This is a genomic window from Vibrio sp. 2132-1, from assembly GCF_033344315.1.
Genome location: NZ_JAWPON010000024.1, coordinates 1 through 23659, shown reverse-complemented (window position 1 = coordinate 23659; position 23659 = coordinate 1). Strand labels below are relative to the sequence as shown.

Here is a 23659-nt window from a genome sequence, read left to right as displayed (position 1 = left end):
TGTACGAGAATGACTCAGTTATATTACTTTATTGTGCGTTAAAACGGTGATTTGATGCGAAAACTTTATGTAAATAAATTACTTGTGAGCTTTCTTATCTACGCCTTCTCTCTTTAAGAGCCACAAGATCACCACCAATACTTACACAGCATCTCCAAGTTCAATGAAGAAAAGATTAATGGCCCGTCTTAATCATGCCTGTTTATCCAATCAACCTTTAGACCTTTGGCTAACTTAACAGTTTATTAACATAACGTTTTACCCCTTTTTTCGCTGCAAAAGCCCATAATATGGGGGTTCTTCATTTTTAACACCCCGACTAAAGTTGAAAAGAGTTATTGCCAACACCTTGCTAATGTACATATTGAAACATTTCATTAACAACAATACCAATCGTAAGGAGACGGCAATGGCATTTGAAAGCGAAGAAAGAGCCAAAGCCTATTGGGACAAAAACGTGAAGCTCATGATCGGCCTAATGGTCATCTGGTTCGTCGTGTCTTTCGGCTGCGGCATTTTATTTGTCGACGTACTAAATCAATTTCAACTAGGCGGTTACAAACTCGGTTTCTGGTTTGCTCAACAAGGCTCCATCTATGCGTTCCTAGGAATTATTTTCTATTACGCATGGAAGATGCGCCAAATTGACCGTGAATTCGGCGTGGACGAATAAGGAGTCACTCAGATGGATTTGAAAACTATTACCTACCTGGTCGTTGGCGCCACGTTCATCCTGTACATCGGGATTGCTATTTGGGCTCGCGCCGGCTCAACCAAAGAGTTTTATGTTGCTGGTGGCGGTGTAAACCCGATTGCAAACGGTATGGCAACCGCAGCCGATTGGATGTCCGCAGCGTCGTTTATCTCAATGGCAGGCTTAATTGCCTTCATGGGCTATGGCGGCTCAGTATTTCTAATGGGTTGGACTGGTGGTTACGTTCTGCTTGCGCTGTTGCTAGCACCTTACCTACGCAAATTTGGGAAGTTTACGGTGCCAGAGTTCGTTGGTGAACGCTTTTACTCCAATACCGCACGTATCGTAGCGGTTGTTTGTCTTATCATCGCATCAGTGACTTATGTTATCGGTCAGATGAAAGGCGTGGGTGTTGCGTTTGGTCGCTTCTTAGAAGTGGACTACTCCACTGGCCTATTAATTGGTATGTGTATCGTTTTCATGTACGCGGTTCTTGGCGGCATGAAAGGCATCACTTACACGCAGATTGCTCAATATTGCGTACTCATTCTTGCTTACACTATCCCTGCAATCTTTATCTCTCTGCAACTCACTGGTAACCCAATCCCACAAATTGGTCTGGGGAGTACCATGGCTGGTACCGATGTCTATCTACTCGATCGGCTTGACCAAGTTGTGACCGAACTCGGATTTAGTGAATACACGACCCAAGTACGTGGCGACACACTTAATATGTTTGTCTACACCATGTCACTGATGATTGGTACTGCCGGTCTACCACACGTAATTATCCGTTTCTTTACCGTGCCGAAGGTTCGCGACGCACGTACATCAGCAGGCTGGGCTCTGATCTTCATCGCAATCCTTTACACTACAGCACCAGCGGTATCAGCGATGGCTCGTCTCAACCTAATGAATACGGTAAATCCAGCTCCGGGTCAGCACCTAGCGTATGACGAGCGTCCTGCGTGGTTCAAAAACTGGGAAACAACTGGACTACTCGGTTTTGACGATAAAAATGGCGATGGCAATATCCAATACACTTCAGATGCGTCCACCAACGAACTGCGCGTTGATAACGACATCATGGTATTGGCTAACCCAGAGATCGCTAAACTACCAAACTGGGTGATCGCACTTGTGGCAGCAGGTGGTCTTGCAGCTGCACTATCTACCGCAGCAGGTTTACTACTCGCCATTTCTTCAGCTATTTCCCATGACTTAATCAAAGGGGTTATCAATCCGAACATATCCGAGAAAAAAGAGCTACTTGCTAGTCGAATATCAATGGCAGTAGCGATAGCAGCCGCAGGCTATCTCGGTCTAAATCCGCCTGGATTTGCCGCAGGTACGGTAGCACTCGCCTTTGGTCTTGCCGCTTCATCCATCTTCCCTGCATTGATGATGGGCATCTTCAGCAAGAGCATCAACAAAGAAGGCGCAATCGCCGGTATGATTGCGGGTATCAGTATTACGCTGTTCTACGTATTCCAACACAAAGGCATCCTTTTCGTTGCTGATTGGAAGTATCTAGAAAGCTGGGGAACAAACTGGTTCCTAGGTATTGAGCCAAACGCGTTTGGTGCTATCGGCGCACTATTTAACTTCATCGTCGCATTCGCTGTCTCCAAAGTAACTGCAGAAACGCCACAAGAAGTAAAAGACCTAGTCGAACACGTTCGCGTACCAGTAGGTGCTGGTAGCGCAGTGGATCACTAAAAACTAATCAAAACCACAAAAGCCCCGTTTGGAACCAGCCGTCCGGGGCTTTTTTATTCTCACTTTTCAGTTACCATATTCGCAGTATGTCGTTGCAAGGAAGCCAAGATGTTCAAAAACAAGCACTTTATTCTCGCTCTACTGATTGCGCCAGTTCTCTCTTTGATCGCTTACTTCGGTACCGATATGGCCCTCAGCGAGAAGCCCCACGCGGCGCAAGAAGGGGAAACTTACAAACTCGCGAGTAAGTCTAATTGTCGTTACACCAGCGGTCTGTGTGATATGGAAAATGGCGATTTTAAAGTGAAATTTCGCTCGGAAAAACTCACTAAAAATAACTTAGAATTGTCACTCAACGCCGCTTACCCACTCGAAGGGGTTAAAGTTTCTATTGTGAGTGACAAAGAAAAAAACGCTCAACCGATTGATATGAAGCCCGCCGATCAAGCAGGCCAAAGCTGGTACATCACCTTACCAAAGCCTGCATCTGCAGAAAGCTGGTTAAGAGTCGTCATTCAATCAGGCGGCACACTATATTATGGTGAAACACAAACCGCATTTGTGAAGTACGAAACCTTATTTACTGAATAACGGTGACAAGCTAATTCACCGGTCTTCAAACGACATTGAATTAGTTTCACTTAGCATAAATGAATTCCTACTCAGCCGACGCCTTTGCGTCGGCTTTTGTTTCCGTAAGTCTTTCTTCAACAACCTCTTACTCTAAAAAGGGTTGCCAACCCACAAGTTAATTGATAATAATTATCATTACATTCAATGAGAGGTGGTTATGGACAACAAACGGGACATCTTTAACGCATTTTTTAAAGCCCAAGATAGATTCCTTCTCGCCGCACCACATGGCTTTGAGCCAGACGTGATTCATGACTATATTCATTGGGGAATGGTGTTGTCTTCCTGTTATGAACACGATGCCGATGAAGAAAATCTATTGTTGTGTGAGCTGTTTTTACGTCAGGTTTATTTCCATTTACTAGACGCAATTCAAGACTCAACTCGCAGTCGTATCTTCCGTCGTGTTTGTCTCGATTCTATCCATACGCCATTATTCTGCCTCAAACGCTATTACTACCAGTTTGAACAAGGCGACGTGAAATTTCTCGCACTACAACAACAATTACGCCTGATTCAAATCTCACTCGATTAACCAAAAGGATCCCTACCATGAGCACCGAATTCCGCATAGAAACTGACAGTATGGGCGAAGTAACGGTCCCTGCAGATGCTCTCTACCAAGCCCAAACTCAACGCGCCGTCGATAACTTCTCATTCAGTCAACATAAAATGCCATCTGGTTTTATCAAAGCGTTAGCACACATCAAGCAGACTGCGGCACTCACCAACGCACAGCTAGGGCTGCTTGAGGGAGATATTGCCAACGCGATTGCTGACGCAGCTCAAGCAATTATCGAAGGCAATCATATTGAGCAATTCCCAATTGACGTGTTCCAAACGGGATCAGGCACTAGCTCAAATATGAATGCGAATGAAGTAATTGCAACACTGGCCTCCCAGCATCTAGGCGGCACTGTCAGCCCTAATGATCACGTCAACATGGGGCAAAGCAGCAACGATGTGGTACCAACGGCCATTCAAGTTAGCGCAGCATTAGCCATCGAAAAACAGCTCTTCCCGGCCCTGTCACACCTAAGCCAAACACTAGAGTCTAAGCAACAAGCATTGAAAGATGTTGTAAAAACCGGTCGCACCCACTTAATGGATGCGATGCCAATTACCTTTGCTCAAGAACTTGGCGGTTGGCAGTTCCAAATCGAGCATGCAAAACAAGCGATTGAACAAACACTTCCTGCTGTAAAAGCCTTAGCCCAAGGTGGTACGGCGGTTGGAACGGGGATCAATGCCGATCCACGCTTTGCAGACTTATTCGCTAGCAACCTAACCCAGTCAACTCGTATTCAGTTCACGGCCAGTGATAACTTCTTTTTCAATTTAAGCAGTCAAGATGCGATCGTCGCTCTGTCGGGACAGCTCAAAACAGCAGCAGTTGCGATCATGAAGATCGCAAACGATCTTCGTTGGATGAATTCAGGCCCATTGGCTGGTTTAGGTGAGATAGAATTACAAGGCTTGCAACCGGGTTCTTCCATCATGCCTGGCAAAGTAAATCCTGTGATCCCAGAAGCCGCAGCGATGGCATCAGCGCAAGTCATTGGTAATGACACCACCATTACCGTCGCAGGCCAAGCGGGCAACTTCCAGCTTAACGTCATGTTGCCAGTTATTGCTCATAACGTATTGGAGAGCATCGAGTTACTCTCTAACAGCGCAACCGCTTTAGCTGACAAAGCCATTGCGACGTTTGAAGTTCGCCAAGATAACTTGGATGTAGCACTCGCCAAAAACCCAATTTTGGTCACGGCTCTCAACCCGGTCATTGGTTACCTAAAAGCGGCAGAAGTCGCGAAAAAAGCCTACAAACAGGGGCGCGCGATTATTGATGTCGCGGAAGAAGAAACTGATTTGGATAGAGCCACACTAGAGCGATTGCTTAATCCAGCCAAACTGACCCAAGGCGGCGTCGCAGAATAAACGGCAAACTCAGCCTATCAACTAAGATTACAAACATCGAGACCTCCATTCGGAGGTCTCTTTTATAGCGATTTTTCAAACACTCCAATCCTAAGCGACTCGATTGAGCACCGAACGCAACTTAAGCGGCTTAACTGGCTTAGCAATAAAGCTGAACCCATTTGCTTTGATGCCATCAAGCATATCATCGGTACGATCTGCACTGATGATGACGCCTTCAAAGCTGTGGCCTAATCTCAGGCGGCATTGCTGTAGCACTTCTAAACCAGTACGACCATCATCAAGTCGGTAATCGGAGAAAATTACATCCGGAATCCAACCATCCTCAAGCGCTTGTAGACTTTCAACTAAATCAATCGCAACTCGTGTATCGCAACCCCATCGGGAAAGTAAGTTTTCCATGCCGACTAGAATGTCAGGCTCATTATCGACACATAGGATTCTCAGATGACCAAGTTCAGATTGCTTATTCATCGCCACGTGAACTGGATGAGGCTGAACATGATCAGCTTTATCTAGGGTGATGGAAAAAACACTGCCTTTTCCAACCCAAGAGCGCATCGAAATTTCATGCCCAAGTACCTGAGCAATTCCTTTCGAAATCGCCAAACCAAGTCCGAGACCTTGGTCGGAACGAACTTGAGTTCCGCGATTAAACTCTTCAAAAATCTCTTGCTGCTTCTCTTCTTCAATCCCCACTCCATTATCCCATACATCAATACGCACTCGCCCTTTCACGCGGCGAACACCGAGTGCGACTTTGCCATTCGGGTTATAACGAAACGCATTGGTCAGGAAGTTTTGCACCACACGGCGCAGCAGTTTGGGATCCGACTTAACCATGAGTGAGGACGGAATCATCGTGAACTCTATACCTTGCTGTTTGGCTAACGCACTAAACTCAGCATTCAAATTCGATAACACATCATTTAACGCAAAGCCATGCACGTTGACTTCCAACTTGCCCGATTCCAAACGCGAGATATCCAGCAAATCTCCAATTAAGTCTTCGGCAGCCTCTAAAGCACTTTCAATGTGTGCTGACAGCTTTTTGGCTTCGCTGTCTTTGGCGACTTCCGATAGTGAAGAAGCGAATAGACGCGCCGCGTTGAGCGGTTGCATCAAGTCATGGCTTACTGCCGCCAAGAACCGTGATTTGGACTTCGATTCCAAATCCGAGCGCTGCGTCGCTTCCACCAGTTGCTTGTTAAGTTGTTCTAATTCTCGAGTCCGCAGACGTACCCTTTCTTCCAATGTCTCGTTGGCGTCTTTCAGTGCTTGCTCTGCATCACGGAATACGGTGATGTCGGTAAAGCTCATCACAAAGCCACCACCTGGCATTGGGTTACCTTGCACCTCTATCACGCGACCATCGGGACGAACCCGAGAAGAGGTGTGCCGAGTCCCTTGCTCAAGGTGATAAACACGGCGACGGACGTGGTCATCAGGGTCACCAGGGCCACACAACCCCTGCTCTGCATTGTGCCGAATCACATCCGCAATCGGTCGACCTACTTGAATCAGGCCTGGCGGAAATTCAAAGAGTTCTAAATAGCGTTGGTTCCACGCTACCAAGCGTAGTTGCTTATCGACGACCGCAATACCTTGTCCAATATGCTCAATCGCGCCTTGGAGTAAACCCCGACTAAAATCGTACAGTTCAGAGGCTTCATCAACGATAGTCGCCACCTCTTCAAGCTGCATGTTTCTTCCTTGCAGAGCGGAAGTAAGCACTAACTTAGCAGAAGATGCACCAAATACCCCTGCCAGCACACGCTCCGTATGCCGAATCAGAGAAGATGGCGCTTGCTGATTCGGCATTAACTCTTCTCGTTGTTGGCTCCAGTAGGCTTGAAACGCCGCTTTAACTCGCGTTCGTCCTACAAATCTGGACGCTAGCATTTCCAGTTCTGCAACCGTAACGCGGCTCTGGTACAGACTCATATTTTCGCTTTCAGGCAACGGTGTACCAACGAATGATGCCGATTGTAAGCGCTCACTTAGGCTTGGTCGGGTAGCCATAGAAACCACAACAAAACACACTGCATTAGCGACCACGCTGAGGATCATCCCCCAATCTGAAATCGCGATATCAAAGCTAGCCAATACCTCTGGTGGCGTAATCAACCAGATCAGGAAGTTATTACTGGCGTCTCCGGCAAGCATGTCTGTTTGGCTCATTAACGTAATCAACCAGGTAGCAAAACCCACCGCGAGGCCAACATACACACCTTTCTTATTCCCTTGACGCCAATACATACCGCCAACCAGCGCAGGAGCGAATTGCGTGATAGCCGCGAACGAGAGAAAGCCGATAGCAGAAAGTGAATGAATAGTGTCCAACGCTTGATAGAAACACCACGCGCCAATCAACAAAACTAATATCAAACCACGGCGGATCCGCAGTAATAATTCAGAAAAATGGTGATGGTTACGCTGCGTCAGTCGCATGCGACGCAATAGCAATGGCATAACCAAGTCATTCGAGACCATGATCGCTAAGGCAATCGTCGATACGATAACCATGCCACTTGCCGCTGAAGTACCGCCTAAAAACGCAAGCAAGGCGATTTCACTCGCCCCTACCGACATCGGCACACTGATGACATAAGTATCAGGCGAAGCGCCACTCAAGAGACCTTGCCCTACCCACGCAATAGGTAAGACAAAAATCCCCATTAAGATCAGATAAATGGGGAACAACCAACGAGCCACATGCAAATCTTGAGCACGTTCATTTTCTACCACCATCGTATGGAATTGTCGCGGAAGGCAAACTATCGCCAGCATGGTCAGTACAGTATGAATCAATATAGTCGGGATATTTGGTGACTGATACGTCTGTGCGGCAACATCAATTAAGCTCAAATTCTCGGAGTTCATCGCCAACCAAACAATGAAGACACCAACCACTAAAAAAGCCAGCAGTTTGATAATGGATTCGAAGGCAATTGCCATCATCATCCCACGATGGTGTTCCGTGTTATCAATGTGGCGGGTACCGAATAGCATCGTAAAAATCGCCAATGCGACCACAACAAACCACGACACGCTATCGTTTTGATAACCAAAATCAGTAGCCAGCTCCGGAGCAATAATTTCAAGCCCCATAGTGATACCACGCAGCTGTAAAGCGATGTACGGCAAAATTCCCGCAACCGCTATGAGCGTAACAACCACGGCCAAACCTTGGGATTTACCGTAGCGTGCTCCGATAAAGTCAGCAATCGACGTGATGTGTTCCCGTTTAGCAATCAAAATAAGCCGAGCTAAAACGCGCCATCCGATGGTAAACACTAAAATGGGGGCAATATAGATGGGCAAGAAAGACCAAGGATTACTGCTGGCCTGCCCGACCGTGCCGTAGAAGGTCCATGATGTACAGTACACCGCAATGGAAAGACTATAAATCCAAGGCCGCCAGCGCGCTAGCCACCTTTTCTGAATGTCGCCGTACCACGCGATGATAAATAAAGCTCCCAAATACGCTAAAGAAACGGGAACCACCAGCCATCCTTGCATCCGATATCCTTTCTTGCCTTTCTTGCTACTTTTAAAGCAAGAGAATAAAAAAACCTCTCCATGAGGGAGAGGTTTCATTTAACACCGCTTTGATAACGGAGACAAAGCTTAGTTTTTAACCTTTGTTACATAAGTCTAATTCTGTGTTTCAAGTGGCTTGTCTGATACATCAACCACCTGATGTGGGTCTTGTGAATCAAGCTTGATGAACAGAGCCAATAACCCCATCGCGGCCATGCCCCAGAACACAAGCGGTCCCCAGTGCTCATAACCCCAACCACTCAATACGGTCATTAACGCGATAAATGCGCCCAACGGAATCGCGTTATACAACGCTTGCAACGCTACGATCTTATTTTCTTCGGAGTTTTGGATATATTGGATCGCGGCAATGTGTGCGGTAGCGAAAGTCACACCATGTAGTAGTTGAACAATCACCAAAGCAATAATCGATGTTGTCGACGCCGTAATACCCCAACGCATCATTACACCAACGGCAGCAGCAATAAACAGCGCGCGTATTGACCAACCTACGAATAAGCGCTTACTCAGTGCAAACACTGCCACTTCTGCGGCCACTCCTAAGCTCCACAAGTAGCCAATGACATCTTCCGAGTGACCAGCGGCCTTCCAGTGAATCGCACTAAAGCCGTAGTAAGCCGCATGACTGCCCTGAATTAGTGACACCAACACTAAGAATTTTAGTATCGGCTTGTCGGTCAAAAGAGCGGTCAGCTTTGGACGTTCTGCGCTTTGCCCACCGTGCGTTACAGGCATTGGGTTAGTCGGTCGCATAGCAAACAGCAACGAGATAAACACGCCGAACATCGCAGTATACAAGATCATATCGGAGCCAAATTCAGCCACCAGGTAGCCCACTGCCGTCGAGCCTGCGATAAAGGCGATCGAACCCCATAGCCGCGTGCGGCCATAATCGAGCATTTTCAGGCGAGCGTAGTAATTTGCCATCGCGTCCGACAACGGAATAATCGGTCCACAACAAAGATTGAACAACACTGTCGCTAGTGCCATTAACCAAAAGCTACCACCCGTAAAAAAGTGAAATCCAACAAAAAGGAGGGCAGCGAAACTCAACCAACGTAAAGCAGGCATAAGATGTTCGACTTTGTGTACTCGTGGGGTGATCACGATATTGGCAACACAACGTGTCGCAAGGCCTAACCCGACCAGCAAACCGATATCTGTCGAAGATACGCCCTGATCCTTAAACCAAAGTGACCAAAATGGCAGATACACGCCATACGCAAAGAAGAATCCGAGAAAGTACTGGGAAATCCAGCCATACGGAGAAGGTTTCAACATTACTAATATCCTAAAACGGGAACACCAACGTTCGAGCCGGGAATTATGGATCGCCATGCGTATTATAAAAAGGGAAGAATAAGAAACTTATCGTTTCCTCGATGGAATACTAACTTTGCGACATTTGGCATCTTCAAGCGAAAACATCGTAATTTAGACCAAAGTCGTCTGGCTTCCGGTAAGAAATTTGTCAGACTTAGAGAGTGTTCCTTCCATCATTATTGGGTGTTCTCATGCCTGACAAATTTAACATGCAGTCTCCACCGTTCGATCGCTTAACTGAAGCACAACAAACGCGACTGCGATCCTCTCTGGACGTCGCCTACTATCGAGCTCGAGATGTTATTTTATCCTGCGGACAGAAGAACCCCCACTTACATATTCTGATCAAAGGCGCGGTAGAAGAGCGCTCCAACGATCAACAGGAAGTGTTCGCACATTATGCCAACGACGATATGTTCGATGTACGCTCGTTACTTGAAGACAAGGTACGTCATCACTACATCGCGCTTGAGGACACGCTCTCTTACCTACTGCCGAAAGAAATTTTCCTTGCCCTTTACAACGAAAATGGCCAGTTTGCAGCCTATTTCGATAACAATTTATCGAAACGGCAAGAGCTCATCGAAGCGGCCCATCAACAGCAAAACTTAGCGGAGTTTATTCTCACTAAAGTTGACCGCAGCATTTATCACCCACCGATGATCCTTGAACCAAATACACCAATTAACGAGGTAACACGTTCCTTAAAAGAAAATGGGATTGACGCTGCATTGGTTCAACTCCATGGCGATGATCCACGATTGGAAAAATGGCCATCAGCCCACCCGTACGCAATAGTGACTCGTACTAATATGCTGCATTCTGTGATGATAGATGGTTGCGCGCTCGACACACCAGTGGGTGAGATCGCGAGCTTTCCTGTTTATCACGTTGATGATGGAGACTTTCTATTCAACGCCATGATCACAATGACCAGAAATAGAATGAAACGCCTCATGGTATGTGAAGGCAACAGAGCTGTCGGCATGCTGGATATGACCCAAATTCTCAGCGCATTCTCAACCCACTCTCACGTGTTAACGCTCAGTATTGCTCGAGCAAGCAGCGTGGAAGAGCTCGCTTTGGCCTCAAACCGCCAACGTCAATTGGTCGAGAGCTTATTGAAAAACGGCATCCGCACTCGCTTCATCATGGAGCTTATCTCAGCCGTAAACGAACAAATTATCGAGAAAGCGTTCGAGTTAGTGATACCACCAGCCTTGCACGACCATTGTTGCTTGATCGTACTCGGCTCTGAAGGCCGAGGAGAGCAAATTCTCAAAACTGATCAAGACAATGCCCTGATTATTCAAGATGGTCTGGAATGGCCTCATTGCGAACAAGTGATGCAATCCTTCACACACACCCTACAACAGCTCGGTTATCCACTTTGCCTTGGCAAAGTGATGGTTAACAACCCGAAGTGGGTCAAAACACAGCAAGAATGGATAAGCACCCTAAACCACTGGATAGCTAAAGCCGAACCAGAACAAATCATGGACTTAGCCATTTTCAGTGACGCCCATGCTGTTGCTGGGAATTGCGAGCTGCTGGCTCCAATTGCGGCGCATCTTCGTGACACAATGAAAGATCGCATGTTGATATTGTCTGATTTTACTCGCCCTGCCTTGCAGTTTTCTGTGCCCCTAACTCTATTTGGCAACGTAAAAAGTGCTAAAGACGGATTGGACATTAAACGCGGCGGTATTTTCCCAATTGTACACGGCATTCGCACCTTGTCTTTGGAATATGCCATTGAGGAGAAGAACACGTTTGAGCGCATTGAAGCTCTGAGAAATAAGCGCATCTTAGAATCCGAAACGGCAGATAATCTCAACGAAGCACTGAAATTGTTCTTTAAACTTCGCCTCAATCAGCAACTCAAAAAGCAAGAAGCGTTGAATAACATTGATATTAAACAACTGGATAGAACTGAGCGTGATTTGCTTCGCCACAGCTTACATGTGGTGAAGAAATTTAAGCAATTTTTAGGCTTCCATTATCAAATTCGTGATTAACCCTGATTTTCATAAATCACAGAGGCGTAAGCAATGAACTGGTTACAACGCAAATACTGGCATTACAAATTGAAAGGCTCGCCTTATCAGTCGCTGTTTTGCACGCCAGATAAAACAGAATACGTCTCTCTTGACTGCGAAACCACCAGCCTTGACCCAAATCGCGCCGAGCTGGTGACTATTGCAGCCACCAAGATCATCGACAACCGCATCATCACCAGTCAACCATTTGAAGTCCGCTTACGCGCGCCGCAATCGCTCGACTCTGGCTCGGTCAAGATCCATCGAATTCGCCACCAAGACTTAGTCGATGGCATCAGTGAAAAAGAGGCGCTGCTCGAGCTGCTCGAATTTATCGGCAACCGACCACTTGTGGGCTATCACATTCGTTACGATAAAAAGATCTTAGACCTTGCTTGTCTGAGGCAACTTGGCTTCCCACTTCCTAACCCACTCATCGAGGTCAGTCAGATTTATCACGATAAGTTGGAACGACATTTGCCGAATGCCTATTTCGACTTAAGTCTGGATGCCATTTGTAAACACCTCGAACTTCCTATCCAAGACAAACACGACGCCTTGCAAGACGCGATTTCTGCCGCTTTGGTCTTTGTCCGCTTAACGAAAGGCGATTTACCCAACCTAACCGCACCGTATACATAAAAATCAGTTGACCTAGCTCCCAGAAATACTTTTGTTTCAGCGATTTCCCGGCGCTTCTATCACTCTCATCCTAAAGTCTAATTGTGGAAATACGCGCGGTGACTGACAGTTATAAGCACAACGTCGTCATTACCACGACCAAGTTATTTAGAACCAAAAAACAGCCCTACAAAAATATATTCAAAATCTTATCTAGATTGGTGTAAGGCCGAGAAATAAGGCACAAGGAGAGAAGCCATGAGCGAAGCCCACGTTTATCCGGTAAAAGAAAATATTAAAACTCATACACACGCGGATAATGATACTTACTTAGCCATGTATCAGCAGTCGGTAACCGATCCAGAGGGCTTCTGGAACGAACACGGCAAAATCGTTGATTGGATCAAACCTTTCACCAAAGTAAAAAGCACTTCTTTCGACACTGGCCATGTTGATATTCGCTGGTTTGAAGATGGCACACTGAACGTCTCGGCTAACTGTATTGACCGTCATCTTGCAGAACACGGGGATGACGTCGCCATCATTTGGGAAGGCGATGATCCAGCCGACGACAAAACACTCACTTTCAACGAACTGCACAAAGAAGTGTGTAAATTCTCCAACGCATTGAAAGAGCAAGGCGTACGCAAGGGCGACGTGGTGTGTCTATACATGCCAATGGTGCCAGAAGCTGCAGTGGCTATGCTCGCTTGTACCCGTATTGGTGCGGTTCACACCGTAGTATTTGGCGGTTTCTCACCAGAAGCGCTATCCGGCCGTATCATCGACTCTGACGCTAAAGTCGTGATCACCGCAGACGAAGGCGTACGTGGCGGACGCGCTGTTCCACTGAAAAAGAACGTGGATGAAGCACTAACCAACCCAGACGTAAAAACCATCAATAAAGTCGTCGTGCTTAAACGTACAGGTGGTGATGTTGAATGGCATGAACACCGTGATGTTTGGTGGCACGAAGCAACAGCCAACGTTTCTGACGTTTGCCCACCAGAAGAGATGAAAGCCGAAGACCCGCTGTTCATCCTCTACACATCTGGCTCGACAGGTAAACCTAAAGGCGTACTACATACTACAGGCGGTTACCTCGTCTACGCGGCAATGACCTTTAAATATGTCTTCGATTATCAACCAGGAGAAACCTTCTGGTGTACCGCGGATGTGGGCTGGATTACAGGCCATACTTACCTAATTTATGGTCCACTAGCGAACGGGGCCAAAACCATTCTGTTTGAAGGTGTTCCAAACTACCCAAGCACGGCTCGTATGAGTGAAGTGGTTGATAAGCACCAAGTGAACATTCTCTACACTGCGCCAACCGCTATTCGTGCACTAATGGCAAAAGGTAACGAAGCGGTAGCAGGGACATCTCGTTCAAGCTTACGTGTGATGGGTTCAGTAGGTGAGCCTATCAACCCTGAAGCGTGGGAGTGGTACTACAAAACGATTGGTAACGAGAGCTCGCCTATCGTTGATACTTGGTGGCAAACAGAGACCGGCGGTATCTTAATTGCACCACTACCAGGCGCAACAGATTTAAAACCAGGCTCAGCAACTCGACCATTCTTCGGAGTCCAACCTGCACTGGTTGATAACATGGGCAACATCATTGAAGAAACCGCAGCAGAAGGTAACTTGGTGATCCTTGATTCATGGCCAGGTCAGATGCGTACTGTTTATGGCGACCACGAGCGCTTTGAACAGACCTACTTCTCAACCTTTAAGGGAATGTACTTTACTAGTGATGGGGCTCGTCGTGACGAAGACGGTTACTACTGGATCACGGGCCGTGTTGATGACGTACTAAACGTGTCGGGTCACCGCATGGGTACCGCTGAAATAGAATCGGCTCTTGTCGCACATCATAAAATTGCTGAGGCCGCTATTGTGGGCATTCCGCATGATATCAAAGGCCAAGCTATCTACGCTTACATTACCTTGAACGATGGTGAATTCCCGTCAGCAGAGCTACACAAAGAAGTGAAAGATTGGGTGCGTAAAGAAATTGGTCCAATTGCAACACCAGATGTACTGCACTGGACGGATTCCTTACCGAAGACTCGTTCTGGTAAGATCATGCGTCGAATCCTGCGTAAAATTGCAACGGGTGATACTAGCAACCTCGGAGACACATCAACGCTTGCCGATCCGAGCGTTGTAGATAAACTTATCGCAGAGAAAGCAGAATTGGCATAAATTCAACCAACTGTTTTAAAAGCACTTTAAAAACCGCCATCACTCATGGCGGTTTTTTGCTTTAGTGCACAAATTGGCCACACAAAAAATATGGCAATTATGTTGTTTTTGTTAACTTGGTTACAGAAACGAGAGTGGCTATTAGGAGATTAGACCAGTAAATTGCTGCTAATTGCTATGAATTAGCTATAATCTTGGTCGATTTTTTAAAATTTGCTCGGTTTTAACAAAAAAATCGTGCTGAACTATCGTATATTTGGGAATATAAACGTTCCACTCACGATAAGGGAAGATAGCAACACAATGTCTGCAAAGTCACGGATTCTTGTTCTAAACGGACCAAATCTTAATCTATTGGGTCTGCGCGAACCGACACACTATGGTCACAGTACCTTAGCTCAAGTTGTGGATACTCTTACAGAGCAAGCCCATAACGCTGGGGTAGAACTGGAACACCTACAATCAAATCGTGAGTACGAACTGATTGAAGCCATTCACGCTGCCTATGGCAAGATTGACTTCATCATCATCAATCCAGCGGCTTTCACTCATACTAGTGTGGCGCTGCGAGATGCATTACTTGGCGTCGCCATCCCATTTATTGAGGTGCACTTATCAAATGTGCACGCACGTGAACCATTCCGTCATCACTCTTACCTGTCAGATAAAGCAGAGGGTGTGATTTGCGGTTTAGGCGCACAAGGTTATGAATTTGCTCTGTCTGCAGCGATCAATAAGCTACAGGCAAAGTAACCCTAACACTCTGCAACCCTACGAGGGTTGTCTTAATCACAAGATAAAAGAGAAAGAAAAGATGGATATTCGTAAAATCAAGAAGCTAATTGAGTTAGTTGAAGAGTCTGGCATTGCTGAGCTAGAGATCTCTGAAGGTGAAGAGTCAGTGCGCATCAGCCGTCATGGCACTGCAGCCCCTCAAGCACCAATTCACTACGCAGCAGCTCCAGCGGCGGCACCTGCTCCAGTAGCAGCGGCACCAGTAGCGGAAGCGCCAGCAGCAGAAGTTCCAGCAGCAACACCTGCAGGTCACCAAGTTCTTTCTCCAATGGTTGGTACTTTCTACCGCTCTCCAAGCCCAGACTCTAAAGCATTCGTAGAAGTGGGTCAGAAAGTAAATGCTGGCGATACTCTATGTATTGTTGAAGCAATGAAAATGATGAACCAAATCGAAGCGGACAAATCTGGCGTTGTTACAGCAATCCTAGCTGAAGACGGCCAACCAGTTGAATTCGACCAACCTCTTGTTGTAATCGAATAAGCGGGGCTTGCCTTATGCTAGACAAAGTAGTCATCGCGAACCGAGGTGAAATTGCACTTCGTATTCTTCGCGCTTGTAAAGAATTAGGTATTAAGACCGTCGCTGTTCACTCGACAGCTGACCGCGATCTTAAGCACGTACTGCTCGCAGACGAAACCGTATGTATCGGCCCTGCTCGTGGTATCGACAGCTACCTAAACATTCCACGCATCATTTCTGCAGCAGAAGTGACTGGTGCTGTTGCTATCCACCCAGGTTACGGCTTCCTGTCTGAGAACGCAGACTTCGCAGAGCAAGTTGAGCGCAGTGGTTTCATCTTCGTTGGCCCAAAGGCAGACACTATCCGCCTAATGGGCGATAAAGTATCTGCTATCAATGCAATGAAGAAAGCAGGCGTTCCTTGTGTACCGGGTTCTGACGGCCCTCTAGACAATGACGAAGAGAAAAACAAAGCATTTGCTAAGCGCATTGGTTACCCAGTAATCATCAAAGCATCTGGCGGCGGCGGCGGTCGTGGTATGCGTGTTGTTCGCGCAGAGAAAGACCTTATCCAAGCTATTGCAATGACACGTGCTGAAGCAAAAGCGGCGTTCAACAATGACATGGTTTACATGGAGAAATTCCTAGAAAACCCTCGTCACGTTGAAGTTCAGGTTATTGCTGACGGTCAAGGCGGCGCAATCCACCTTGGTGAGCGTGACTGTTCAATGCAACGTCGTCACCAAAAAGTAGTGGAAGAAGCTCCAGCACCTGGTATCACCGAAGAAATGCGTAAGTACATCGGTGAACGCTGTACTCGTGCATGTATCGAGATCGGTTACCGCGGCGCAGGTACGTTTGAATTCCTATACGAGAACGGTGAGTTCTACTTCATCGAAATGAACACTCGTATTCAGGTAGAGCACCCAGTAACAGAGATGGTTACTGGCATCGACCTAATCAAAGAACAGCTTCGCGTTGCAGCGGGTCAGCCTCTGTCATTCACTCAAGATGATATTAAGATCCGTGGCCATGCGATTGAGTGTCGTATCAACGCAGAAGACCCTGAGCGCTTCCTACCATCTCCGGGTAAGATCGAGCGTTTCCACGCTCCTGGCGGTATGGGTGTACGTTGGGAATCTCATATCTACACAGGCTACACAGTACCACCTCATTACGATTCAATGATTGGTAAACTGATCACTTACGGTGAGAACCGTGATGTAGCGATTGCACGTATGAAGAACGCACTGGGTGAGATGATCATCGAAGGCATCAAAACTAACGTGCCACTGCAATTCTCCATTATGAATGACGAAAACTTCCAACACGGTGGTGCAAACATCCACTACCTAGAGAAGAAGCTTGGCTTACAATAAACCTAAGCAAACGTCTTAAAAATGCCCACTCCCGTGGGCATTTTTGTTTTATATGTACGCGAACGGCTCAACATATAAATCGGCTTATTTGGGTATATACTCAAACAAATCGTAGAGTTCTGGTAAACTCTGCGCCACTTCATTCACTTTAAGAGCAAAAACCAATGCCTTGGATTCAAATCAAACTCAACGCGACCAATGAAAACGCTGAGCAAATCGGCGATATGCTAATGGAAGAGACTGGCGCGCTGTCTGTTACATTCTTAGACGCGCAGGATACACCTGTATTCGAACCTCTACCTGGCGAAACTCGCTTATGGGGCGATACTGATATTCTGGCACTGTATGATGCAGAAGCAGACACTAACTTCATCATCGACCAAATTAAAGCGAGCAATATGCTGGCTGACAATTTTGCTTACAAAGTAGAACAGCTTGAAGATAAAGACTGGGAACGCGAATGGATGGAAAACTTCCACCCAATGAAATTTGGTGAACGCTTATGGATTTGTCCAAGCTGGCGCGACATTCCAGATCCTGACGCTGTTAATGTTATGTTGGATCCAGGCCTTGCATTCGGTACGGGTACTCACCCTACAACAGCACTTTGTCTTGAGTGGCTAGAAAGCATGGACTTAAGCGGTAAGACCGTTATCGACTTCGGTTGTGGCTCAGGTATTCTTGCGATCGCAGCGATCAAACTGGGCGCTGAAAAAGTGATAGGGATCGACATTGATCCTCAAGCCCTGCTTGCTTCAAAAGACAATGCTGAGCGTAATGGCGTTGCAGACAAACTAGAAGTTTACTTACCGCAAAATCAACCTGAAGGTCTCGTCGCTGACGTCGTTGTGGCCAACATCCTTGCGGGACCTTTACGTGAACTTGCACCTATCATCAAAGGACTAGTTAAGCCAAATGGCGACCTCGCTATGTCCGGCGTATTAGACACTCAAGCTGAAGATGTTGCGAACTATTACCGTGACGAGCTTCACATTGACCCGATTGTTGAGCAAAGTGAATGGTGTCGCATCTCTGGTCGTAAGCAAGGCTAGACAAGGTTTTCAGAGCTAATTGTTTGAAATTCATACAATTTACAAAAACAATTTGTAAATGCTCAAATATTAGTCTTTTCACGCAGTGAAAAAATGCGTAAAATGCGCGCCCTTGCTGGTACAGAACTGTGATGACGTTTTGAAAATCGGAAACTATCAACTTAAGAACAATCTAATCGTAGCCCCTATGGCTGGTGTAACGGATAGACCGTTTCGCGAGTTGTGTCTTCGCTATGGTGCGGGAATGGCCGTCAGTGAAATGATGTCTGCTAACCCAAAACTATGGGGAACGTCAAAGTCGAAACAGCGCATGGTACACGAGGGCGAATCGGGCATTCGCTCTGTACAGATTGCGGGTTCCGATCCACAGCTTATGGCGGACGCAGCTCAATTCAGTGTTGAGAACGGTGCACAAATCATCGACATCAACATGGGCTGCCCGGCAAAAAAAGTGAATAAGAAGCTAGCGGGCTCTGCTCTGCTTCAATACCCAAACATTATCGAAGAGATTTTGAAAGCGGTCGTGAATGCAGTGGACGTTCCTGTAACGTTAAAGACTCGAACTGGCTGGGATACAGACAACAAGAACTGTGTCCAGATCGCTAAATTAGCCGAAAACTGCGGCATACAAGCTCTTGCTCTGCATGGCAGAACGAAAGCATGTATGTACAAAGGTGAGGCCGAATATGACAGCATTAAAGCGGTAAAAGAGGCGATTTCAATTCCGGTTATCGCGAACGGTGATATCGATAGCCCGGAGAAAGCCAAATTTGTACTGGAGTACACCGGTGCGGACGCTTTAATGATTGGACGCCCTGCCCAGGGTCGTCCTTGGATTTTCCAGGAAATCCATCACTATTTGGAAAACGGCACCACAATGGAGGAGCTTCCAACTGAGGAAGTGAAAACCATTATGCTTGGTCATGTAAATGCTCTGCATGAGTTTTATGGGGAGTTCTTAGGTCCACGTATCGCGCGCAAGCACGTTGGGTGGTACCTGAAAGAGCATGAACAGGCAAGTGAGTTTCGCCGTACCTTCAACGCTATCGACGCAGCTCCGCTGCAAATTGAGGCGTTAGAAGGTTATTTTGATAACGTTGCATCATAATTAAGAGAAGAGCTAGACCGAATATGTTCGAACAAAATCTGACTTCAGAAGCATTAACAGTAACTACAGTAACGTCACAAGACCAGATTACTCAGAAGCCTTTACGTGACTCTGTTAAAGCGTCTCTTAAAAACTACCTTGCTCAACTAAACGGCCAGGAAGTAACAGAACTATACGAATTAGTTCTAGCTGAAGTTGAACAGCCACTACTAGATACTATCATGCAGTACACTCGCGGTAACCAAACTCGCGCAGCAACTATGATGGGTATCAACCGCGGTACTCTTCGCAAGAAACTTAAGAAATACGGCATGAACTAAGACCGTTTTTCAAAAAGTATTTGGAACAAGCCGTTACCTTTTTAGGTAACGGCTTTTCTTTATCTACTAAAACACTACGAATAACGCTCACTTTGTGCAGTATTACCAACTGGCTTTAAGATAACCACTGCTGAGCCAAACAATAGCAAAGCCACGACAGCGACACATTCATTGCCTACAGAATACGCGAAGCCCGCCAAGGCAGACCAAATCGCGACACCAAAGTGCATCATACTCATTCCAGAAGACATCAACACACCTCGATATTCATCAGATAAGTTTGTTATATGTGCTTGTAATGCTGGAGAACCAACCCCTCCAGCAAGAGACCAGAGCACTAGAGCTGGAAGATAAGCGGTAACCGTACTCATCTCACTTGAGAACACCCATGCACTGCAAGGTATGCACACCATTAAAGCCACTCGCATAACAGCTCGAGAGCTACCAAGCCAACGGCAAGCTCTCCCCACGCACATATTTCCAACCACACTCACGATCCCTAGAGCAGCATAAATAGCGCCCACCCAACCGAGCGCCAACTCGCTGGTATCTCGAATATGAAGGCCTATCAGGTTAAATACACCAATACCTCCCCCTAGGCCTAAACACATCGCTAGAATCGCCCTCAACGCGCCTGGAAGATGAATGACGTCTGTGATAGGTGGCAGAGTATCTGACTTCTTGGACTCATTATGCTTGTTGTTCATGGACACTACGCTCATGGCACCGACAAAAAGAGCCGCCACGCCCAAAATAATAAAAGCGGTACGCCATGATAAAAGCTGGGTCAACAATGCTCCGATCGCCGGACTAGTTATCATACCTAGCGTTAATCCCGCCTGAACCATCACAATTTGACGCATCGCTCTATTACCCTTCGCGTCTCCCGCTAACGCGAATGCAATTGGTAACATGCCTGCACTTGCAATACCAGTGATCACACGAGTTGCAATAGCAAGTTCAAAATCATGAACTATGCCCGTCGTAATAGACGCAACCCCAAATACAAAGCAAGCAGGCACCATGATACGAATACGCCCAACTCGGTCTGATAAACGGCCCAAGTAAGGAGCGCAAATTGCTATGGCTAAACTATATGCCGTAATAAATAAGGTCACCTGACTCGGTTGAACACTTAAATCATTTCCGATAGGTTCAAGAATAGATCCAAGCATCAACTCATCAGCACCAACAAGAAAAGCAACGAGAAATAGGATCATGGACTGCATCATAGCTCCACCTCCTGTTCTGTTTCCGATTCAGCACAAGTGAGCAACGAAATATCTAAAACTCTATCAGGCCAAGATTGCAAAAATGCCTTCTCATGAGATACCACAATCACGCTACCGGAAAAGCGCTGGAGAGCCTCTTTAAGCGCATTTTTACTGCTGCTATCCAAATGTGTTGTTGGTTCGTCCAACAGCAAAACATTGCATTTCTGAACCGATAAACAACACAGTTTCACCCGAGTTTGCTCACCACCGCTCAATGTATCTAAGTGGCGCTGCGTCTTATCCCCCGAGATCCCAAAGCGAGCTAATAGCTTGCGTGACTCTTTGCTTGAGATTGTTGGCGCACAAGAGCACAGCTCCTGTTCAGGCGTGTTCTGAGGATGGCGCCAAGACAAATCTTGAGAAAAATAACCAATCATTGCACCTTTTGCCAATACCACCTCACCAGAGAGTGGCTCGATCTCCCCCATCAGGGTTTTAAGTAAGGTCGACTTACCCACGCCGTTAAAGCCAGCAACAACCAACTTTTCCCCGCGCGCTAACGTGATATCAAATACTGGAAGCAGAGGCTGCTGATAACCGATCATCAACGCTTTTGCCTCAACCACATTCGGTTGCTCAATGGGCTGGTAAGCAAAGTCAAACGTCGATACTTTCTCTACATTATTCAGTTGAATACGTTCGATTTTATCCAGTTTTTTCTTACGCCCTTTAGCAAGACTCGCGTTAACTCCTGCACCATTTTTGGCAATAAATTGCTCTAGCTTTCGAATTTCACTTTGCTGAGCCTTATATTGCTTTTCTAATAAAGCACCGTCGTGCTGCTTTTGCTGCATTGCTTTGACATAAGTACCGCTGTATTTTCGAACCGTTTGATAATCAATATCACAAATACTGGTCGCTACTTGATTAAGGAAATCAACATCATGAGAAACCAGTAAAACTGTGCCAATGTAATCATTGAGAAACGTGACTAGCCATTCAATGTGCGGAGCATCAAGATAGTTTGTCGGCTCATCAAGAATTAACACATCGGGGTTGCGGAGTAACAACCTGCCTAAAAGGACTTTGTGTCTTTGACCGCCACTTAGCGAGACAAGCGGTGTATCTAAGCCAAATTGATAAATACCAAGACCTACAGCAACTCGTTCAATTTTGGTATTAATTGCATAGAAGTCTTCATCTTCTAAATATGCCTGTAGCCGAGCGACTTGGCTTAAAAGAGATGTAGAGTGAGACTCGGTCATCGCCTGATACAAAGTCCAAAGCTTCTGCTCGGCAGCGTATAAGTTCTCAAAAGCACTCTTTAAGCATTCATAAACCGTCAGCGCATTATCCATCTTAAAATGTTGCTCTAAATACCCCACCTCAAGGTTTGGTAACCAGTCAATGCAGCCCTTATCTGCAGATAATTCACCAATAAGCAGTTTTAATAAGGTGCTTTTTCCAACGCCATTCGCTCCAGTGATACCTATTTTCTCTCCCACGTTAATTCGAAATGTCGCGTTGTTATATAAACTCTTATCAGCGATCTGATAAGACAAATTTTTAACTTGTAAAATACTCATGCTTTTAACCAAATAAAAAGGGCCGGTGATCAATACCGGCCCTTATTTCAATACTGGATAATGCTTTGTAGCTGCTTAACAGATACAAAAAGGCCGATGATGAAATATCACCGGCCATCTCTTCTCTTTTATCAGGTGTACAGACGCCTGCGTATAACTTCAGCGAAGTTACTCACGCATAAAACACCTGATGAAGATTAATTTAAGACTCCGGGCAACACTTCATCGCGTTTTTTGCACGGAGTTCAGCCTTCTTACAAAGCTTTTAAACAAGAGATATAACATGATTTACTGTCGAAAAAATATTCGATGTGAAGCGTACACCTTTAGAATAAAAAGTACCAGATAATTATTAAAACTATCGTGACTTACACGAAGGTCCACAGAAAGAAGACTTTTCCTCAGTCAATGTGCCAGGTGAACTGCTTACTCAGCAAACACAGCTATGAAAGCACCTATACCGCTCACGTTATACGTACGTAGTGATGGCTTTGAAGGTTGGAGAGGGTTAGAGGGAAGAAGTAGCGAATATACTTTAAGACACTGGCTTAAATAGGTCGACAAAACAAAATCCATGTTTGGAAAGTTTTAAATGCGCTGAGTTTATATTAATAAGCGCCTATGGCTAAATCAAAACATCTAAAGCAGAGAAATCTCCCCCGAAAATAACATAACCTAGTGAATAAATTTTCCAGGTAATAATAAAGGAAGCTTTGGTAAGTAAGCACAAGGGCTGAGAACTAGCGCTCGATACTAGGACCCGGTTCAGTAGAAACCACACAAAACTGAGTTCCACTTCACTCATAACAGGGCTTAGAAAGCATCGCCAGAGGGAAGCCGGCCTCTCGATGCAAGGTTTCAATACGAAAGTGGGTTTAAGGTAAGTCGGGGAACCAAAACGAAAAAAGCCCCAGTCTTTCGACTGGGGCTTAATATAAGTGGCGGAGTGGACGGGACTCGAACCCGCGACCCCCGGCGTGACAGGCCGGTATTCTAACCAACT

Annotated in this window: 18 protein-coding genes; 14 read left to right on the top strand and 4 right to left on the bottom strand. The window is 46.2% G+C overall.

The genetic code is table 11. The features are described from left to right. The first annotated feature begins 409 nt into the window (after window positions 1-409). The 5 genes from R8N47_RS21145 to R8N47_RS21125 all read left to right on the top strand — a co-directional run bounded on the left by R8N47_RS21145 (window position 410) and on the right by R8N47_RS21125 (window position 4984). Window positions 410-673 (top strand): DUF4212 domain-containing protein, encoded by a 264-nt coding sequence (locus R8N47_RS21145; protein ID WP_005382373.1) that lies wholly within the window; start codon window positions 410-412, stop codon window positions 671-673. A 12-nt stretch (window positions 674-685) separates the two neighbouring features. Further along, complete coding sequence (locus tag R8N47_RS21140) at window positions 686-2413, top strand: sodium:solute symporter family protein (RefSeq protein ID WP_005382372.1); 1728 nt, start codon at window positions 686-688, stop codon at window positions 2411-2413. Between the two features lie 108 nt (window positions 2414-2521). Beyond that, window positions 2522-3004 carry a hypothetical protein gene (locus tag R8N47_RS21135; RefSeq protein WP_005382371.1) on the top strand — a complete coding sequence of 161 codons (483 nt, stop codon included), beginning with the start codon at window positions 2522-2524 and terminating at the stop codon, window positions 3002-3004. A 199-nt stretch (window positions 3005-3203) separates the two neighbouring features. Continuing rightward, window positions 3204-3581 carry a hypothetical protein gene (locus R8N47_RS21130; protein ID WP_005382370.1) on the top strand — a complete coding sequence of 126 codons (378 nt, stop codon included), beginning with the start codon at window positions 3204-3206 and terminating at the stop codon, window positions 3579-3581. A gap of 17 nt (window positions 3582-3598) precedes the next feature. Continuing rightward, entirely contained in the window at window positions 3599-4984 is a 1386-nt protein-coding gene (locus tag R8N47_RS21125; protein WP_005386369.1) for a class II fumarate hydratase, read from the top strand. A gap of 90 nt (window positions 4985-5074) precedes the next feature. On the opposite strand, the gene R8N47_RS21120 is transcribed toward R8N47_RS21125, so the two are convergent. Further along, window positions 5075-8506: a PAS-domain containing protein gene (locus tag R8N47_RS21120; RefSeq protein WP_025768816.1), complete on the bottom strand. Its 3432-nt coding sequence runs from the start codon at window positions 8504-8506 to the stop codon at window positions 5075-5077. Between the two features lie 135 nt (window positions 8507-8641). Next, window positions 8642-9829, bottom strand: a complete 1188-nt coding sequence (locus R8N47_RS21115) for a 3-phenylpropionate MFS transporter (RefSeq protein ID WP_005382367.1) — start codon at window positions 9827-9829, stop codon at window positions 8642-8644. A gap of 233 nt (window positions 9830-10062) precedes the next feature. Between R8N47_RS21115 and R8N47_RS21110 the strand changes: the two genes are divergently transcribed. From R8N47_RS21110 to fis, 9 genes are all read left to right on the top strand, one after another. Further along, window positions 10063-11889: a DUF294 nucleotidyltransferase-like domain-containing protein gene (locus tag R8N47_RS21110; protein WP_017821769.1), complete on the top strand. Its 1827-nt coding sequence runs from the start codon at window positions 10063-10065 to the stop codon at window positions 11887-11889. A gap of 33 nt (window positions 11890-11922) precedes the next feature. After that, complete coding sequence (locus R8N47_RS21105; protein ID WP_064354387.1) at window positions 11923-12552, top strand: 3'-5' exonuclease; 630 nt, start codon at window positions 11923-11925, stop codon at window positions 12550-12552. 237 nt (window positions 12553-12789) lie between these two features. Further along, window positions 12790-14742 (top strand): acetate--CoA ligase, encoded by a 1953-nt coding sequence (gene acs, locus R8N47_RS21100; protein ID WP_005386359.1) that lies wholly within the window; start codon window positions 12790-12792, stop codon window positions 14740-14742. Between the two features lie 303 nt (window positions 14743-15045). Further along, on the top strand, window positions 15046-15495 hold the full coding sequence (gene aroQ / locus R8N47_RS21095) for a type II 3-dehydroquinate dehydratase (RefSeq protein ID WP_005382360.1): 450 nt from the start codon (window positions 15046-15048) through the stop codon (window positions 15493-15495). Between the two features lie 61 nt (window positions 15496-15556). Beyond that, complete coding sequence (gene accB, locus R8N47_RS21090) at window positions 15557-16018, top strand: acetyl-CoA carboxylase biotin carboxyl carrier protein (protein WP_064354388.1); 462 nt, start codon at window positions 15557-15559, stop codon at window positions 16016-16018. A 14-nt stretch (window positions 16019-16032) separates the two neighbouring features. Further along, entirely contained in the window at window positions 16033-17376 is a 1344-nt protein-coding gene (gene accC / locus R8N47_RS21085; RefSeq protein WP_005382509.1) for an acetyl-CoA carboxylase biotin carboxylase subunit, read from the top strand. 164 nt (window positions 17377-17540) lie between these two features. Continuing rightward, the gene (prmA, locus tag R8N47_RS21080; protein WP_005382507.1) at window positions 17541-18428 is read left to right on the top strand and encodes a 50S ribosomal protein L11 methyltransferase; all 888 of its coding nucleotides are present in this window, start codon (window positions 17541-17543) and stop codon (window positions 18426-18428) included. A 139-nt stretch (window positions 18429-18567) separates the two neighbouring features. Then, window positions 18568-19536 carry a tRNA dihydrouridine synthase DusB gene (dusB, locus tag R8N47_RS21075; RefSeq protein ID WP_005382505.1) on the top strand — a complete coding sequence of 323 codons (969 nt, stop codon included), beginning with the start codon at window positions 18568-18570 and terminating at the stop codon, window positions 19534-19536. Window positions 19537-19559: 23 nt separating this feature from the next. Then, entirely contained in the window at window positions 19560-19856 is a 297-nt protein-coding gene (gene fis, locus R8N47_RS21070; protein WP_000462885.1) for a DNA-binding transcriptional regulator Fis, read from the top strand. A gap of 74 nt (window positions 19857-19930) precedes the next feature. On the opposite strand, the gene R8N47_RS21065 is transcribed toward fis, so the two are convergent. Together R8N47_RS21065 and R8N47_RS21060 are read right to left on the bottom strand one after the other, a co-directional pair. Further along, window positions 19931-21088 carry an MFS transporter gene (locus tag R8N47_RS21065; RefSeq protein WP_064354389.1) on the bottom strand — a complete coding sequence of 386 codons (1158 nt, stop codon included), beginning with the start codon at window positions 21086-21088 and terminating at the stop codon, window positions 19931-19933. Continuing rightward, a complete protein-coding gene (locus R8N47_RS21060; RefSeq protein WP_064354390.1) occupies window positions 21085-22656 on the bottom strand; it encodes an ABC-F family ATP-binding cassette domain-containing protein in 1572 nt (523 codons plus the stop codon). The genes R8N47_RS21065 and R8N47_RS21060 overlap by 4 nt, the downstream gene beginning before the upstream one ends. Between the last annotated feature and the right edge of the window lie 1003 nt (window positions 22657-23659).